Genomic DNA, 15,918 nt, shown 5'->3' with positions numbered 1-15,918 from the left:
TTTTAAAGAATATGAACGGACCGCACATGCCGATTCATTCAATCATTTTCACAAGGAGGACCCTTCCATGATTCAATCCAAACACCTAAAATCTAAAACCAAGCCTGATACTTCCAAAAGGTATCAGATCATCAATGAAGTGCTTAATTCGGTGACCCACGGTATTGGCGTGGGCCTGAGCATTGCCGGCTTAGTCCTGTTGATCATTCGCGGTGTTCACGAAGGCGGTGCAATGCGGATAACGGCGTATAGTATTTACGGATCGATCCTGGTTCTCTTCTACTTAGCTTCCACACTATTTCATAGTCTTTATTTCACCCGCGCCAGCCACCTGTTCCAAATTTTTGATCACTGTGCCATTTACTTACTTATTGCGGGCACCTATACCCCTTATTGTCTAGTGGTAATTAAAGGTACCTTGGGCTGGGTGATTTTCGGTGTTATTTGGGCCATGGCGATACTGGGAATCGTCTATAAATGCCTCTGGCTAGGGAAGTTTCAAAAACTCTCCACCGTCATCTACGTGGTGATGGGCTGGTTTTGCGTTCTCGGATTCAAGCAGCTGTTCTTGGGGCTGGGAGTCTACGGATTCACGCTGCTGGTTTTAGGCGGTGTTGCCTTCACCGTGGGTGCAATCATTTACAGTTTTAAGGGCATCAAGTTTGGCCACGTCATTTGGCACTTGTTTGTCCTACTGGGAACGATCTTAATGTATTTCTCAATTTTGCTGTATGCCTGATCACTTACACTAAAAGTCAAAAGGCCGGTAAATTCCTGAAAGTTGGAATTTACCGGCCCTTTTATTTTAACTTAATCAACCCTTTGATTAGTCACTAAGCGAACAGCATAGCCCGCCGCTTCTAACGCCTGTTTCACCGCAGCACTATCGGTTTTATCCACGTGCATTTCAATCATGATTGGCCCCAGATTACGAGTCACCATCAATGTTTGAATATTGAAATGATTGTCAGCCATAATCTTGCCAATTTCGTAAATGACACCCGTTCGGTCATGTTCAATCATGACTTGTACCACCGTGGCATCTACGAAGTAGTCAGTGATATCCAAGAAACCGTCCAAGATGTCATTGGTCGTAATAATGCCTACCACCTGCCGACCGTCCATAACCGGCAATACACCAATATCATGGTGCCGCATAGTGGAAATAGCATCCTCCAGTTGAGCGTCTTTGGAAATGGTCTTCACTTCTTTTTCCATAATGTCGCTCACCGTCATTTTATTGAATAGATAGTTGACCTCGTAGATCGATAAGCTAGTCGCTTTTGACGGTGATGCTTCACGAACCGTTCCTTCCGTCACGATACCTACTAGCCGGTCACCATCGATAACTGGTAACCGGTGAATCTGATGATCCTTCATCACGTTAACGGCCACGTTGACCTTAGTATCTGGGGATACCGTGATGACCTTATCCGTCATATAATCCGCAACACTCATAGTCTAACCTCCTAAATATGCTTTTTGTACGTCTTTATTAGCCAGCAGTTCCTGACCAGTTCCGGTCATTTTGATCTTGCCACTGGCCAGCACGTAGCCACGGTCAGCAATCGACAGGGCTTTTTTAGCGTTTTGTTCGATGAGCAGCACCGTTGTGCCCTGCTCTTTAATCGCTTTTACAATGTCAAAAATTTCGTTAATGAAAATCGGCGCCAATCCCATTGATGGTTCATCCAGCAATAATAATTTGGGTTTCGACATCAGGGCCCGCCCCATGGCTAACATCTGCTGTTCACCGCCGGATAACGTGGCCGCATCTTGATTAATGCGTTCCTTAAGTACCGGGAACCGTTTATACACGATTTCAAAACTGCTGGCAATTTCACTGCGATTGTTTTGCAAGAAGGCCCCCATTTGGAGGTTTTCCCGTACTGACATACCAGGAAAGATATGACGGCCTTCAGGCACCTGGGAAATACCGGCAGCTACGATCTTCGGTGCCTTTTTCTTTTGGATCTCTTGACCTTCATAGGTAATGGCACCGCCAACCGGTTTAAGCAGTCCTGAGATTGTTTTCAAAATGGTGGTTTTACCGGCACCGTTGGCACCGATCAAGGAAACAATTTCACCTTCATTGATGTCAAAACTGACACCTTTAACCGCGTTGATCACGCCGTAATTCACGGCCAGATCCTTTACTTCTAGCATTGCCATTTCTATGCCTCCTCACCCAAATATGCCTTGATGACAGCATCATTTTGCTGAATTTCAGTTGGTGTACCTTCCGCCAATAATGAACCGTGATCCAAAACGTAGATCCGTGACGCTAGGTTCATGACCAGTGACATATCATGTTCAATCAAAAGCACTGTAATGTGGAAATCCCGCTGCACCTGACGAATAAGCCGGGTTAAATCTGCCGTTTCTTCCGGGTTCATCCCGGCTGCGGGTTCATCCAGAAACAGGATTTTCGGTTTCATGGCTAAACTCCGCACGATTTCCAAACGTCTTTGAATGCCGTATGGCAGGTTCTTAGCCAGTTGATCCACGTCATCTTGCAGACCAAAGATTTTCAAGAGCTCGATTGCATCTTGACGGATGCGCGCTTCCGTTTTATAGAATTTAGGAGAACGAAAAACCGATTGTAAAAAGCCCTCTTTGTAGTTTGCCGTCATGGCAATCAGTACGTTATCTAATACGGTCAGTTCTTTGAACAGCCGAATATTTTGGAAGGTCCTGCCCATTCCCAAATTAGCGATTTTGTAGGTTTTCATTCCGTTGAGCGGGATGAGACCGTCATTACTACGGAAGGTAATCGAACCGGAACTAGGTACGATGACGCCGGTCAGCAAGTTGAACAAGGTCGTCTTACCCGCACCATTTGGCCCAATCAAAGCGACTAATTCGTCATCGTTGAGGTGCATATCCACATCAGAGACAGCAGTTAGACCACCAAAGTTTTTTACCAGATCTTCAACGTTTAGCAAAGTTGTCATGATTTTGCACCCACCTTCTTATTCTTACGATTGAAGAGCCGCTTGAATGACAGTTCTTTAGAACCCATGATGCCTGATGGCTTAAAGATCATGATCAGGATCAATACCAGTGCGTAAATCACCATTCGCAGCGCACCAAAGTTTTGCAGTGCGGCGTCCACCACACCCAGGATAGTAGCGGCCACGAAGGTCCCCGTAATGCTGCCAACACCGCCAAGGACCACGATGATCAAAATCGCAATTGATTCCATGATGTTGAAGTTGCTGGGCGCGATGGTTTGCAGGTAAGATGCCTGCATGGATCCCGCGACAGCAGCAGTGGCAGCCCCCAAAACAAAGGCGGCCAATTTCCATTTAAACACGTTGATGCCCATAGATTCGGCAGCAATTTCATCTTCTCGAACCGCTAAGGCTGCCCGGCCACCGCGACTATGAATAAAGTTCACGATAATAATCGTGGTTACACAGACCATGATATAAACCACCGGCCAAGTAGCGAATTGGGGAATGTTAAACATCCCTGAAGGGCCATTGGTGATCTTCAGATTATTAATGATGATCCGAATGATTTCAGCGGCTCCCATGGTCGCAATTGCCAGATAGTCACCGCGAAGCCGCAGCGTTGGGAACCCAACGATCAGTGCGGCGATGATTGCGACAATCACCCCCACAATGATTGAGAGGTAAAAAGCGCCAGCGGTTGGGGTTTTACTGATCATGATTGCAGTAGCGTAAGCCCCCACTGCCATAAAGCCGGCGTGACCCAGGGAAAACTGACCCGCGAAGCCGATAACCAGGTTCAGCCCCACTGCCAGAATAATATTAATGCCAATGGTGACCACCATGTTTTCCAGAAATGAATCGATGACCCCAACCAAAATCAGGGCGTTCATCAAATAAAAGCCAGCGACCATCAGAATGAGCCAGCAAATATTGTATTTCAAGTTTGCTTTCAAAATCATCACCTAAACCTTTTCTTTGACGTTTTTACCGAAGATTCCTGATGGCAGAACCAGCAGGATAATGATCAAGACCAGGTAAACCGCGGCGTCCTTGTAGGCAGATAGGCCAACGGATTGAACAGCCGTTTCCAGCAACCCAATTAAGAAACCACCTAGAGAAGCTCCCGGAACAGAACCGATACCACCGACAACAGCGGCAACAAAGGCTTTGATCCCAGGTGTCATCCCCATCAGCGGATCGATGGAATTGTAATACAACCCGATCAGCACGCCGGCGGCACCGGCCATGGATGAGCCTAATGCGAAGGTAAAGGAAATCGTTCGGTTAATGTTGATCCCCACCAGCTCAGCGGCGTCAGGATCAACGGAAACGGCCCGCATTGCCCGGCCCATCTTGGTTTTCTTAATAATCAATTGCAACAGGATCATCAGTAAACAAGCAGTAACTAAAATTAAAATCTGAATATTTGAAACCCGTACACCCCAAAGGTTGAAGTTCACCTGTTTGATAACCTGGGGGAAATCACGGGTGTCGGCACCATAAAGGTAGGACATGCCGTTTTCCAGAAAATACGAAACCCCAATGGCAGTAATTAGTGCTGTGATTCGAGGCGCATGCCGTAATGGCCGGTAAGCGAAGTATTCAATCACCACTCCAGCTACGGCACAGACGAGCATGGCAGATAACAGGGCGAAAATAAAATTAAAATGCCAAAAGTTGATCGTGTAATAACCCCAGAATGCCCCCAGCATGTAGATGTCACCATGGGCGAAGTTGATCAGTTTGATAATCCCGTAAACCATGGTGTAGCCCAGCGCCAGCAACGCGTAGATACTGCCCAGCGAAAGACCGTTTATCAATTGTTGAAAGAGTGTTGTCAAGGTGTCACCCTCCTTTATGTAGTTGAGCTCCAACTCGGAGACCCTCGTCAGCAGACGACGTGGTCTGTTCACGAGAGCCCCCAAACGGGAAGCTCATTGATGCTTACTTGATTTGAGTTGAACCAACGACTTTACCATTGTTCAAGTGTTCAACTGCAATTGGCTTGTCGGCGTCATGGTTACCGTCGATGGAAATCTTACCAGTCACACCATCGAAGTTCTTGATGTTAGCCAATCCCTTAGTGATCTTTACGGAGTTAGCTGATTTTTGGCTTTCAATGGCTTGTTTGATCATGTATGTTGAATCGTATGCCAATGCTGAGAAAGTTGGTGCATCAGTGTGGTAACGTGCTTTGTAGGCCTTCAAAAACTTCGCAGCGGTTGGGTTCTTCTGAGCAACCGTTTGTGAAAATGGCGTGGTGTAGTAAATATTTGAGGCGTTCTTGGCACCGGCAATTTGAACCAGTTTAGCATCAGCCATTCCATCAGAACCAACAATTGGGACGTTCAAACCGATTTGACGGGCTTGCTTGATGATCAAACCGATTTCTGAGTAGTAACCTGGCGCGTAGATTGCGTCAACTTTCTTATTCTTAAACGAAGTCAAGATGGCGTTGAAATCTTTGTCGCCAGCTGAGAAGTATTGGGTATCAACGACTTTACCTTTGAACTGCTTCTTAAATGACTTGGCTAGTCCAGTTCCGTAATCGGTTGAGTTATCACCAAGCACGGCAACCCGTTTAGCCTTCAAATTGTTGTAGATGAATTTGGCACCGGTACCGCCTTGGAAGTTATTTTGGTAACATGCCCGGAAGACGTATGGCTGAACTTTGCCATTCTTTTGCAGCGTGAAGTTAGGATCAGTTGCGGATGGGCTCAAAGCTGGTACCTTAGCTTTCGTTTCATTTGGGATGGCCGCGGTACCGGCGTTCGTAGTCGCCGTCCCGATAATGGCGTTGACCTTATCGTTATTCGCCAGTTGTGCGGCAACGGATGCGGATGTGCTGGTTGACGTCTTGTTATCTTTGATGATCAACTTGATCTTCTTCTTTTTACCGTCGACGTTAATACCGCCTTTACCGTTGATCTCACTAGTTGCCATCTGAATGCCTTGCTTCATCTGGTTCCCGTAGCCACCAGCAGCACCAGAGAGTTCCAAGTTGACTCCAATCTTAACGGTATTACCAGTCTGGTCATTTCCTTGACTAGATGTTTTAGCGGTTGAACAGCCGGCAAAGATCGCGGCTGACATAGCAATAGCGGCGATTCCTGTAATGCGTTTAATCATACTTTTCTTCATAAGTTTCTCCTACTTTCCTCATGTAATATGTGTGATGTATGTATGATGCGGCTTGCCTGACGAGCTTCCCTCCCCGTGTCAAAGCAATAAAAAAACCTCATTCAATTTAATGAATGAGGTCTAAAGTCAGAATTTAATCATCAAGCCCTCATCATTAAAAACGCACTAATAAGGGCTCAACTTAATTTAATTAGTAGATTAACTACTAGCTAATAGTTGCGTCCTTGGTTTTTAATAATAAGACTAAATTCTGACGAGCAGAGGTTACGTTAAATTGTTGAACAGTTGAATTTTTCATGTGATGTAACCTCCTGTCAGAATTTTTGGGACTTGTTGAATGCAATAACTATAATTGAAAACTCAGAATTCGTCAACAATTATTTAATGCTTTTCATTACATTATCAGATGTTTATTAATAATAATATTAAATAAATACCGCTATAGCAGAGTTTTTAGGCAGTCGACTTCAATAAAATATTTTTTAATATTCGTTCAGAAAATTCAAAGAATATTATTCTGAGATTTTGCTAAACTATTCAAACATTAATCAAATCAAACAAGTTGTGACATAAGTTTATATCGACAAGAATTTAATCTAACCTCTTGGCTAAAACACATCTTAAAATTTACTTTAGTTCATTACTTGAATATGGCCTTAGCCTGTTCCACAACTCAGATTCCAGCCATATAACACCAAAGAACGCCATCCCGATAAAACCCATCGGAATAGCGTTCTTTGGTATTATATTCTGGAATCTAGCGAGTTGTGTCACACCCTTTGATAGTTTTTAGCGTCGCTGCCAGCGCTCAAAAATTAAGCCATAGGGGTTTTTCTCGTCAGGTTCATGAGTAGACGATTCCACCAGTTCAAACTGGCGGTAATCAATCTCAGGCATGTAAGTATCTGCTTTGAAGGTGTGCTGTACACGCGTTCGCAACAGAGTATCAACATACGGCAGCAAGCTTTTAAAGACCCGTGCGCCACCGCTGATCATCACCGTTTCATCAGGGTGAGCACGTTCGTACGCCACCACTTCAGCGGCACTGTGCAGCACTTCTACACCACTAGGATAATCGGTAGCTGTCCGAGTTGTCAGCACGATGTTTTTACGGTGCGGCAATGGCTTCTTGTAGCTGGCAAACGTCCGGCTGCCAGAAATCAAAGTATTGCCAATGGTGTGCTGCTTGAAAAACGCCATATCAGCTGGTAAATGCCATGGCAGTGTCCCTTTGTGGCCGATTGCGTGCTGCTGATCTTCCGCCCAAATAAATATCATGAGATCACCCCTTAAACTGCGACTGGCGCCTTAATAGCTGGTGCCGGATGGTAATTGGTCACGCTAATATCATCCATGTCATAGTCAAAGATACTGGACTTGTCAGGGTTCAGGACCAATTGCGGTGCTTGCGCAGGGGTTCGTGAAAGCTGAGTCTTCACCTGTTCAATGTGATTACTGTAAATGTGGGCATCGCCAAAGGTGTGTACAAAATCGCCGGGTTCTAGGCCAACTTCTTTAGCAATCAAATTTGTCAGCAAAGCATAACTGGCAATGTTAAACGGTACCCCGAGGAAAATGTCAGCAGACCGCTGGTATAATTGGCAGCTCAGCTTACCATCATTGACGTAAAACTGGAACATGGTGTGGCAAGGTGGAATCGCCATGCCAGGCACATCTTCCGGATTCCAAGCTGAAACGATCATACGCCGCGAATCAGGATGGGTCCTTAAAGTGTCCAAAACGTTGCTGATTTGGTCGATGGTGTCACCCTTACTCGTTTTCCACGCCCGCCATTGGGCGCCGTAGACGTTGCCTAAAGAGCCGTATTTAGCCGCAAAATCATCGTCTTCAACGATTCGTTTGCAAAAGGCCTTCTTTTGTTCCTTGTACACCTTGTTGAAGTCTTCATCAACTAGTGAACGACGACCGAAATCAGTCATATCCGGACCGTGATAATCGTTTGATTCGGCAAATTTCTTAAACGCCCATTCATCCCAGATGTGGTTGTGATGTTTTAATAAAAACTGAATGTTCGTATCACCATGCAAGAACCAAAGCAGTTCGCTTTTAATGAGGCCAAAGGGTACTTTTTTAGTCGTGAGTAACGGAAATCCTTGGCTAAGATCAAAACGCATTTGATAACCAAAGACGCTGATGGTTCCCGTCCCCGTCCGATCAGATTTGCGATGGCCGTTCTCCAAAACATAGCGTTCCATATTTAAATACGCGTCTTCAAGCATGAGCAACCTCTCCTATTCCTTAGTCAACGTACTGGCTTAAATAATCCCACCGGGCCATTTTTTCGTCCAGTTGATGGTCCGTTGCTTCAAAATCAGATTGTAATGTAGCTAATTTATCATAATTATCGCCGTTTTGGGTCATCTTTGACTGCAAATCGGCTTTTTTCTTTTCTAGCGCGTCAATTTCATCTTCGATTCCATCCCACTCTAATTGTTCCTTGTAAGTGAGCTTAGTCTTTTCCTGTTTAGCTGGTGCAACGGGTTCCGACTTCGGTTTGGGAGCTGCCTTCTTGCTGCTCGACTGCGTCTTCTTCTGACCGGCTAAGTAGTCGGTAAATAACCCGCTGTAACGCTCAATTTTGCCGTTACCATCAAAAATCAGTAGCTTATCTGCCACCTTGTCCAAGAAATAACGGTCATGAGAGACGGTAATAACGGTACCGTTAAAATGATTAACGTAATCTTCCAGTACCGTTAGTGTGGAAATATCCAAATCATTGGTCGGTTCATCCAAGAACAGAACATTGGGCTGTTCCATCAATAATTTCAGTAGGTACAGCCGCCGTTTTTCACCGCCGGAGAGTTTACGAATCAAAGTCCCGTGCATAAACCGTGGAAACAGGAATTGCTCCAGCAGTTCTGAAACTGAAATTGAATGACCGCTTTTATCAGTGACGTTATTACCAACCTCGCTAAGGTAGTTAATAATTCGCTTATCGTCTGGAATTGGTTCTGTCCGTTGCGTGTAATAGGCCATCTTAACCGTTTCACCAATTGTAATAGTCCCTGAGTCAAGCGGCAGCCGTTGTGCCATGACGTTTAAGAGAGACGATTTACCGGCGCCATTTTCACCAGAGATCCCGATTCGGTCCCCGGCTTGAATCAGCAGGTTGAAGTCCTTTAAAATTACGTGATCATCTAATTTTAAGTTAGCATCTTTGAGCTCAATCACCTGCTTGCCCAGTCGTGCCTGACCCAAATCAATGGAAACGTCCTGTTCAGTAGGTGTATTGCCCATATTTTCTTTGAGATCATTAAACCGGTTGATCCGTGCCTGCTGTTTGGTCGAACGGGCGTGAGCACCAGCCTTCATCCAAGCCAGTTCCTGCTTGTAGAGCTGTTGCTGCTTGTGATCAGCATTGGCTTCTTGTTCCACTCGTTCAGCTTTTTGGCCAACGTAGTCCTGGTAATTGCCGTCATAGTGAAATAAGCGGCCAAAAGACAGTTCCCAAATATGGTTAGCCACTTGATCCAAGAAGTAACGGTCATGGGTAACGACCAGTAAAGCACCCTTATAGTTCGCTAAGTATTTCTCCAGCCAATCAATGGAATCAAAGTCCAAGTGGTTGGTGGGTTCATCCAGTAACAACAGATCTGGCGCCTGAATCAAGACCTGTGCTAGGCCAACCCGCTTCCGCTGACCGCCGGATAAGGTGCCCATTTGCTGGTTTAAATCACTAATGTGCAGCTGCGTCAAAATGGTTTTAACGTCGCTTTCAGCGTTCCAAGCGTCAGCTTCGTTCATTTGTGCTTCGGCATCCATGTACTGCTGCTGTTTCTTCTTATCTGCCGGATCGTCGCTGTACGCCGCTAGGGTATCTTCGTAACGGCGGATAATTTTAAACACCTTTTGCGAACCAGAAAAGACGGCATCCATAATGGTCTGCTCGTCGTTGAATTCTGGTTCTTGTTTCAAATAAGCAATGGAGTAGTCATTGGGGGTAATAATGTCACCCGAATATTGCGCCAGCCCAGCTAACGTATTTAATAAGCTGGTTTTGCCACTACCATTGGTCCCAATTAAACCAATTCGATCATTTTCGTTAATAATGAAATCGACCTTATCAAACAGCGTCTTTTCGCCGTATGTTCGAGTCAATCCTTCTGCTCTTAATGTTTGCATTTGGTCACGCTTTCTCGTTTAAATATTTAATTGCTGCATTCAGCAGTTCCTGGTTTTGATTATTCAATTTACCCTCAACCACCTGACGTTCCAGAAAATTGAGTGCCTGTCCTAGCTGCGGTCCGGGTTTAACACCGGCTGCCATTAGATCCTGACCAGTAATCAGCAACGCCTTCTTAGCATGAATCTGTAAACTGTCATACCGGGCTAACAGAGTAGCCGTTTCGTAGGATGACTGCCCCAACTTGCCAGCAACTTCGTTAGCAATCTTCAGCAAATTGCTCCCCGTCTGATAGAGCAACCAAGCGTCTACCTCATTGGTTGAAATAGCCCGAACTGCTTTGGCAGCTACTTGCACATCATCTATCAGCTGGTTAGCTGACTTCCAGTCTTTCAGCAATTGGTTAATCTGTTTGCTAGATAAGTCAAAGACTGAAGCCAGTAACGTCCAGACAGCCGTCTCGTCACTTAAGCCGCTTGTCAGCTCGGCACGCAACTGGTTAAGCTGCTCTTTGTAGGGCTCAAAGTCCGGACAATATTGGTATAACCCCGTCTCCATAAAGACGTCAAGTCCCATGGCCGGCCACTGACCTAACAGCATTTTAACGAATTCCACGTGAATCCGTTCCACGGCAATTTTGGTCAGCAAACTGCCATGGTGTTCAATACCAGCAACCGTTTCTGGGTCAATCTTAAAGTTTAACTGACTGGCAAAGCGAACTGCCCGCATCATACGCAAGGCATCTTCATTAAAGCGTTTTTCAGGGTTGCCTACCGCACGGATCCGATGATTTTTTAAGTCCGTTAACCCGTCAAAATAATCAATGATCGTCCCATCAGTTTTCAGGGCCAAAGCATTGATCGTAAAATCCCTGCGGTTCAAATCCTCTTTCAAAGATCTGACGAACTTAACCGAATCTGGTCTGCGATAATCCTGATAACCCGACTCCGTTCTAAAAGTTGTGGTTTCATACCCGGTGCCGTGATCAAGAATCATGACGGTCCCGTGTTCAATTCCAGTATCAACCGTTCGTTTAAACAACGATTTCACTTCTTCAGGGTAGGCACTTGTAGCAATGTCGACGTCGTGAATTGGCAAGCCTAATAGGGTGTCACGAACCGAACCACCGACATAGTAAGCTTCATACCCGGCGGCTTCAATGGTGTCAATGATTGGCTGTGCTTTTATAAATTCTTCCGGTAGTGTTTCAATTTTCATTTTGATCGACCCTTTTATCTGAGTTATGCTTCAACTTCTATTTTTCAGTCTATTCAAGTTTACCAGATATCCCTACCATAACCAACTACACTTCAATTGAATATGCTATGATAATTGAGGAATATCACTACACGTATAAAAGGAAAATATTAATTTTAGGGGGGATTAGCTTGGCTAACAATGTTGAGGAAAAAATTCGCTTCGTTGATCTGCTGATGATCACCGTGGGCTGTGCTGCTTACGCCTTCGCGCTGGTCATGTTTAACATTGCCAATCAGCTGGCAGATGGCGGTATTAGTGGTGTGACACTGATTCTAAAGGGGTTATTCAACTTTAACCCGGCCTACTCCACTATTTTGATCAACATACCACTGATTTTATTCGGCTATCGCTTTTTAGGCCGCCGAGCCATTATTTACACGTTGTATGGCACCATTATGCTATCCGTGTTTCTGTGGGTTTGGCAGCGTGTGCCACTGAGTATCGATCTGCACCACGACCTGTTTTTGGCCGCAATGGCAGCTGGAATCACCGGGGGTGCCGGTAGCGGTTTGCTGTACCGGTTTGGCGGCACCACCGGCGGAACGGATATCATTGCCCGGATTTTCGAACGCTACCGTGGCATTCCCATGGGACAAACTCTACTATGGTTAGATATCTTAGTCCTCTGCTTCTCACTGGTTTACATTGATATTCGGCACATGGCTTATACCATACTTTATTCATACGTCTTTTCACGACTAGTCAACTTCATTCTTAGCGGAACTTATGCTGCCAAAGGTGTCCTGATTGTCAGTTCAAAATCGCAGAAAATTGTCGACCAAGTGATGACAGTGATGGAGCGTGGTGTGAGTATTCTGCACGGTGAAGGCGGCTATTCTCACCAGAACCGGCCAATGCTCTACGTTGTTGTCAGTCCCAGCGAGCTACACGACCTGCAAATGATTGTCGGTGAAATTGACAAGAACGCCTTCATGACGATTTTTGATGTTAATGAAGCGATTGGCGAAGGCTTTACCTATTCCCGCCCCAGTCACGGGCTATTTAAACACGCTCGTTAGTGGCGTGTTTTTTGTTTTGATTCATAATTTAAAGTAACTTTTTATTATTAACTTATTTAAAAAAGATCGCCTCTTCAGCGATCTTCATTGTTCGTTTTAGAAATCATTTTCCTCTTCAGTTTCCAGCATTTCCGCCATTTCGGCATCATCTGGAACGACTTTAACGTAAGCTTTCAGCACTTTCAGCATTTCATCACGCTCACCCATTTCACGGAAGAAATAAACTGCGGGCTTCAAGAAGTCAGCCTGATCCATAAAATACGGTGCCGCCGCCTGATAATACCGGTCCGCTTGGTCATACTGCTCTAACCTGGCGTAAGACGTTGCCAAATTCCAGTACAGCTGCGGATCCAGGTTATCCTGCCCCACATAATCCGTGAGAAAGTCCACGTTATCCTGAAAACGGCCCTGCTTGACGTAAAGATTAGATAATTTAATGACAATATCCAAATCATCAGGGTCCAAATCGTGGCCCTTTTTCAGGTAGGTCTCAGTCAGCGACTCATTCTCCACCCTAGCGGCAATATCAGCCGCATACGACCACAACTTCTCATTATACTGGTCAACGCCCAGACCTTCTTGGAGCGCCTTTAAGGCATCGTCTAGCCGGTTTTCAGCTACCAGTGCCTGCCCAAGATAAGGATAAAGACTGGTGTATTGCGGGTCAGCATCCTTAATTTCTTCGAACAATCGAATGGCCGGTTTATAATCTTTTAACTGCAGATAGGTAAACGCCGTCTCAAATTTCACATCAGGCGTCATATCAGCCGAATGGATTTGTTTCAAGTAGCCAATGGCCTGCTCGAACCGACCAGCATTGGCATATGCCACACCGATTCGTTCAACTAAGTTCACCGAACTAAATTCAGGGATTCCCTGCTTGATCAAGCCAAGGTACAGCGGAATGGCCTTCTTAAATTCACGCATCACAAAGTACAGCTCCGCCAAAGCAAACTGAATGGCCGGCTCTTCCGGTGCTAGCTTGAGTGCTTCTAACAACTTCTGTTCGCTGACTTCGAACAGTTCCTGCGTCTGGTATAAGTCGGCGGCCACCATCAGTGAGCGGACGTACGCCGGTGAATCCTTGGAAACTTCATTCAAAAGCATTAGAGCTTCGTCATTTTTATCATCATCAATGAGAACGTCAGCCAAGTTGACCCGTAAATCATCTTCATCGGGATAACGTTCTAGTAATTTTTCGTAAATTCGCCGTGACTGGTTCAAAAAGCCCAGCGAATAAAGTTCCTCAGCTAGACTGTAAAGTGTATCGTCATCATCATGGCGCAAAGCGCTGGCATAAGCTTTTTTAAACTGATCAAGTTGACCGCGTTCCAGCTGGTCAAGGGCTTGCTGTGAGTAACTCATTTTAACCCTCCGTTTCGTTCATTCATGAGACTATATGTTATCACTTTAGGAATCGGCAAACAAGCATGGCACTTATTTTCACGTATTATTGACGCAAAATAAAAAGCCAACCCTCATCGGATTGGCTTCCACCGTCAATAATAAATTATTTAACAGCGTCCTTCAAAGCTTTACCAGGCTTGAATGCTGGTACTTTGCTTGCAGGAATTTGAATTTCGGCACCCGTTTGTGGGTTACGACCCTTACGAGCTGCACGTTCGCGAACTTCGAAGTTACCAAAGCCGATTAATTGTACCTTTTCGCCCTTAGCCAAAGTTGCTTGAACTGAGTCAAATACTGCATCTACTGCTGCGGTTGCATCCTTCTTAGTTAAGCCGGTTGCAGCTGCGACATCGTTAACAAGTTGTGCTTTATTTGCCATGAATGATTCGCCTCCTTGGATAATATATGATGAGTACAAAATCATCTCATCTAGCCGATCAACAAGTCAATCAGGCCACTGAAATAATAACGGCATTCCGTATCATTTCTGATTCCAAGATAGCACACAAAGCCTATCATAGCAAGGTTTTTTACAGTTTCTGACCAATAATTATGTCAAAAAGGTGATTTTTTACGTACAAGCCTGAAAAATGAGCGCAAATCGGCCTGAATCAGCGCCTAGCCTACTTTCGGTGACGTTCAATCAGATGAATTGGCGTCCCGGAAAAATCGAAGTGTTCACGAATCTGATTTTCGAGGTAGCGTTCGTATGAAAAATGCATCAGATCCGGATCATTGACGAACAAAACAAAAGTTGGCGGCTGAATGGCCACTTGAGTCGCGTAGTAAACCCGTAAACGACGGCCATTATCATTTGGCGTTGGGTTCATGGCAATAGCATCCATGATGACTTCGTTCAACGTTGACGACTGTACGCGTTTAGCATGGTTACCAGCAACGGTTTTAATCATGGCTGGCAGCTCACTCAAACGCTGATGAGTTTTCGCCGACACAAACACAATGGGCGCATATGCCAAATACTGAAATTCTTCTCTAACGTGCACTTCAAAGTCGTGCAGTGTTTGATTATTCTTCTTTAGGGTGTCCCACTTGTTTACCACAATGATGATTCCACGGCCAGCTTCATGTGCGTAACCGGCAACCCGCTTATCCTGTTCACGAATACCTTCTTCGGCATTTAGTACAAACAAAACAACATCGGAATTATCGATGGCTTTCATCGCCCGCATCACACTATAGCGTTCGGTATTTTCATACACTTTACCACGTTTGCGGATCCCAGCAGTATCAACCATCGTAAATTCGGTAGAGTCAGCAACGAATTTGGTATCAATGGCATCACGGGTCGTCCCAGCAATTTCAGAGACAATGACTCGATCCTCACCCAGTAAGGCGTTTACCAGTGATGATTTGCCAACGTTTGGCCGGCCAATCAAGCTAAACCGAATACTGTCATCATCAACCTGTCCTTCTTTATCCGGAAAAGCCTTGATCACAGCATCTAACAAATCTCCCAGCCCTAATCCATGAGCGCCAGAAATAGGATACGGATCGCCAAATCCTAGCGAGTAAAAATCATAGATATCCTGACGTAATTCTGGATTATCAGCTTTATTAACAGCCAGGACAACTGGCTTGTCAGCTCGATAAAGGATCTTAGCCACTTTATCATCGGCATCGGTGATGCCCTCTTTAACGCTGACAACAAAAACAATCACGTCAGCTTCATCGATGGCCACCTCGGCTTGTTGCGTAATTTGTTTTAAAAACGGTTCGTCTCCCATGTCAATACCACCGGTATCAATCATGCTGAACGTGTTTCCGAGCCATTCGCCGTGCGCATAGATCCGGTCACGGGTAACGCCAGGCGTATCTTCAACGATGGAAATCCGATCCCCGGCAATCCGGTTAAAAATGGTCGATTTACCCACGTTTGGTCGCCCGACAATGGCAATTGTTGGCATACTCATACAACATCCCTCTTTTCTGTCTTTAAATCGTAACGGTTAAATCACAACAAAAATGTCAT

Annotated in this window: 15 protein-coding genes; 2 read left to right on the top strand and 13 right to left on the bottom strand. The window is 45.2% G+C overall.

Features of this window, described 5'->3' with window-relative positions:
- Positions 1-67: 67 nt before the first annotated feature.
- A complete protein-coding gene (gene trhA / locus JUE95_RS00565) occupies positions 68-739 on the top strand; it encodes a PAQR family membrane homeostasis protein TrhA (RefSeq protein WP_203648409.1) in 672 nt (223 codons plus the stop codon).
- 71 nt (positions 740-810) lie between these two features.
- Here trhA and JUE95_RS00560 read toward each other — a convergent pair whose 3' ends face one another.
- The 10 genes from JUE95_RS00560 to JUE95_RS00515 form a co-directional block, all read right to left on the bottom strand.
- Complete coding sequence (locus JUE95_RS00560) at positions 811-1,458, bottom strand: CBS and ACT domain-containing protein (protein ID WP_203648407.1); 648 nt, start codon at positions 1,456-1,458, stop codon at positions 811-813.
- A 3-nt stretch (positions 1,459-1,461) separates the two neighbouring features.
- Complete coding sequence (locus JUE95_RS00555; protein WP_203648405.1) at positions 1,462-2,172, bottom strand: ABC transporter ATP-binding protein; 711 nt, start codon at positions 2,170-2,172, stop codon at positions 1,462-1,464.
- A 2-nt stretch (positions 2,173-2,174) separates the two neighbouring features.
- Positions 2,175-2,954: an ABC transporter ATP-binding protein gene (locus tag JUE95_RS00550; RefSeq protein WP_203648403.1), complete on the bottom strand. Its 780-nt coding sequence runs from the start codon at positions 2,952-2,954 to the stop codon at positions 2,175-2,177.
- Positions 2,951-3,910 (bottom strand): branched-chain amino acid ABC transporter permease, encoded by a 960-nt coding sequence (locus JUE95_RS00545; protein WP_203648735.1) that lies wholly within the window; start codon positions 3,908-3,910, stop codon positions 2,951-2,953. The genes JUE95_RS00550 and JUE95_RS00545 overlap by 4 nt, the downstream gene beginning before the upstream one ends.
- Before the next feature lie 9 nt (positions 3,911-3,919).
- On the bottom strand, positions 3,920-4,798 hold the full coding sequence (locus JUE95_RS00540; RefSeq protein ID WP_203648401.1) for a branched-chain amino acid ABC transporter permease: 879 nt from the start codon (positions 4,796-4,798) through the stop codon (positions 3,920-3,922).
- 103 nt (positions 4,799-4,901) lie between these two features.
- Positions 4,902-6,098 (bottom strand): ABC transporter substrate-binding protein, encoded by a 1,197-nt coding sequence (locus tag JUE95_RS00535; protein ID WP_203648399.1) that lies wholly within the window; start codon positions 6,096-6,098, stop codon positions 4,902-4,904.
- A 789-nt stretch (positions 6,099-6,887) separates the two neighbouring features.
- Positions 6,888-7,376 (bottom strand): dihydrofolate reductase, encoded by a 489-nt coding sequence (locus JUE95_RS00530; protein ID WP_203648398.1) that lies wholly within the window; start codon positions 7,374-7,376, stop codon positions 6,888-6,890.
- Positions 7,377-7,387: 11 nt separating this feature from the next.
- Positions 7,388-8,338, bottom strand: a complete 951-nt coding sequence (locus JUE95_RS00525; protein ID WP_203648397.1) for a thymidylate synthase — start codon at positions 8,336-8,338, stop codon at positions 7,388-7,390.
- Positions 8,339-8,357: 19 nt separating this feature from the next.
- The gene (locus JUE95_RS00520) at positions 8,358-10,241 is read right to left on the bottom strand and encodes an ABC-F family ATP-binding cassette domain-containing protein (protein WP_203648396.1); all 1,884 of its coding nucleotides are present in this window, start codon (positions 10,239-10,241) and stop codon (positions 8,358-8,360) included.
- A 4-nt stretch (positions 10,242-10,245) separates the two neighbouring features.
- Positions 10,246-11,460 carry a CCA tRNA nucleotidyltransferase gene (locus tag JUE95_RS00515; RefSeq protein ID WP_203648395.1) on the bottom strand — a complete coding sequence of 405 codons (1,215 nt, stop codon included), beginning with the start codon at positions 11,458-11,460 and terminating at the stop codon, positions 10,246-10,248.
- Positions 11,461-11,675: 215 nt separating this feature from the next.
- Between JUE95_RS00515 and JUE95_RS00510 the strand changes: the two genes are divergently transcribed.
- Entirely contained in the window at positions 11,676-12,521 is an 846-nt protein-coding gene (locus tag JUE95_RS00510) for a YitT family protein (RefSeq protein WP_235995066.1), read from the top strand.
- Between the two features lie 96 nt (positions 12,522-12,617).
- Here JUE95_RS00510 and JUE95_RS00505 read toward each other — a convergent pair whose 3' ends face one another.
- The 3 genes from JUE95_RS00505 to der all read right to left on the bottom strand — a co-directional run bounded on the left by JUE95_RS00505 (position 12,618) and on the right by der (position 15,859).
- Complete coding sequence (locus JUE95_RS00505; protein WP_203648393.1) at positions 12,618-13,886, bottom strand: tetratricopeptide repeat protein; 1,269 nt, start codon at positions 13,884-13,886, stop codon at positions 12,618-12,620.
- 145 nt (positions 13,887-14,031) lie between these two features.
- Positions 14,032-14,307 carry a non-specific DNA-binding protein Hbs gene (gene hbs, locus JUE95_RS00500; protein ID WP_054655222.1) on the bottom strand — a complete coding sequence of 92 codons (276 nt, stop codon included), beginning with the start codon at positions 14,305-14,307 and terminating at the stop codon, positions 14,032-14,034.
- A gap of 244 nt (positions 14,308-14,551) precedes the next feature.
- Positions 14,552-15,859 (bottom strand): ribosome biogenesis GTPase Der, encoded by a 1,308-nt coding sequence (der, locus tag JUE95_RS00495; protein ID WP_203648392.1) that lies wholly within the window; start codon positions 15,857-15,859, stop codon positions 14,552-14,554.
- Positions 15,860-15,918: the final 59 nt, after the last annotated feature.

It is taken from the genome of Secundilactobacillus yichangensis, assembly GCF_016861565.1.
In the GTDB taxonomy this organism is placed as follows: Bacteria; Bacillota; Bacilli; order Lactobacillales; family Lactobacillaceae; genus Secundilactobacillus; species Secundilactobacillus yichangensis.
Note: the sequence above shows the minus strand (reverse complement) of the source record. Positions and strands in the feature narration are given on the sequence as shown.

What these genes read in the sequence shown, in the direction of transcription:
- hbs (WP_054655222.1), bottom strand. Translation starts at nt 14,307, where the DNA reads ATGGCAAATAAAGCACAACTTGTTAACGATGTCGCAGCTGCAACCGGC.
- JUE95_RS00510 (WP_235995066.1), top strand. Translation starts at nt 11,676, where the DNA reads ATGATCACCGTGGGCTGTGCTGCTTACGCCTTCGCGCTGGTCATGTTT.
- JUE95_RS00520 (WP_203648396.1), bottom strand. Translation starts at nt 10,241, where the DNA reads ATGCAAACATTAAGAGCAGAAGGATTGACTCGAACATACGGCGAAAAG.
- JUE95_RS00550 (WP_203648403.1), bottom strand. Translation starts at nt 2,954, where the DNA reads ATGACAACTTTGCTAAACGTTGAAGATCTGGTAAAAAACTTTGGTGGT.
- JUE95_RS00560 (WP_203648407.1), bottom strand. Translation starts at nt 1,458, where the DNA reads ATGAGTGTTGCGGATTATATGACGGATAAGGTCATCACGGTATCCCCA.
- trhA (WP_203648409.1), top strand. Translation starts at nt 68, where the DNA reads ATGATTCAATCCAAACACCTAAAATCTAAAACCAAGCCTGATACTTCC.
- JUE95_RS00515 (WP_203648395.1), bottom strand. Translation starts at nt 11,460, where the DNA reads ATGAAAATTGAAACACTACCGGAAGAATTTATAAAAGCACAGCCAATC.
- JUE95_RS00530 (WP_203648398.1), bottom strand. Translation starts at nt 7,376, where the DNA reads ATGATATTTATTTGGGCGGAAGATCAGCAGCACGCAATCGGCCACAAA.
- der (WP_203648392.1), bottom strand. Translation starts at nt 15,859, where the DNA reads ATGAGTATGCCAACAATTGCCATTGTCGGGCGACCAAACGTGGGTAAA.
- JUE95_RS00525 (WP_203648397.1), bottom strand. Translation starts at nt 8,338, where the DNA reads ATGCTTGAAGACGCGTATTTAAATATGGAACGCTATGTTTTGGAGAAC.
- JUE95_RS00555 (WP_203648405.1), bottom strand. Translation starts at nt 2,172, where the DNA reads ATGGCAATGCTAGAAGTAAAGGATCTGGCCGTGAATTACGGCGTGATC.
- JUE95_RS00505 (WP_203648393.1), bottom strand. Translation starts at nt 13,886, where the DNA reads ATGAGTTACTCACAGCAAGCCCTTGACCAGCTGGAACGCGGTCAACTT.
- JUE95_RS00535 (WP_203648399.1), bottom strand. Translation starts at nt 6,098, where the DNA reads ATGAAGAAAAGTATGATTAAACGCATTACAGGAATCGCCGCTATTGCT.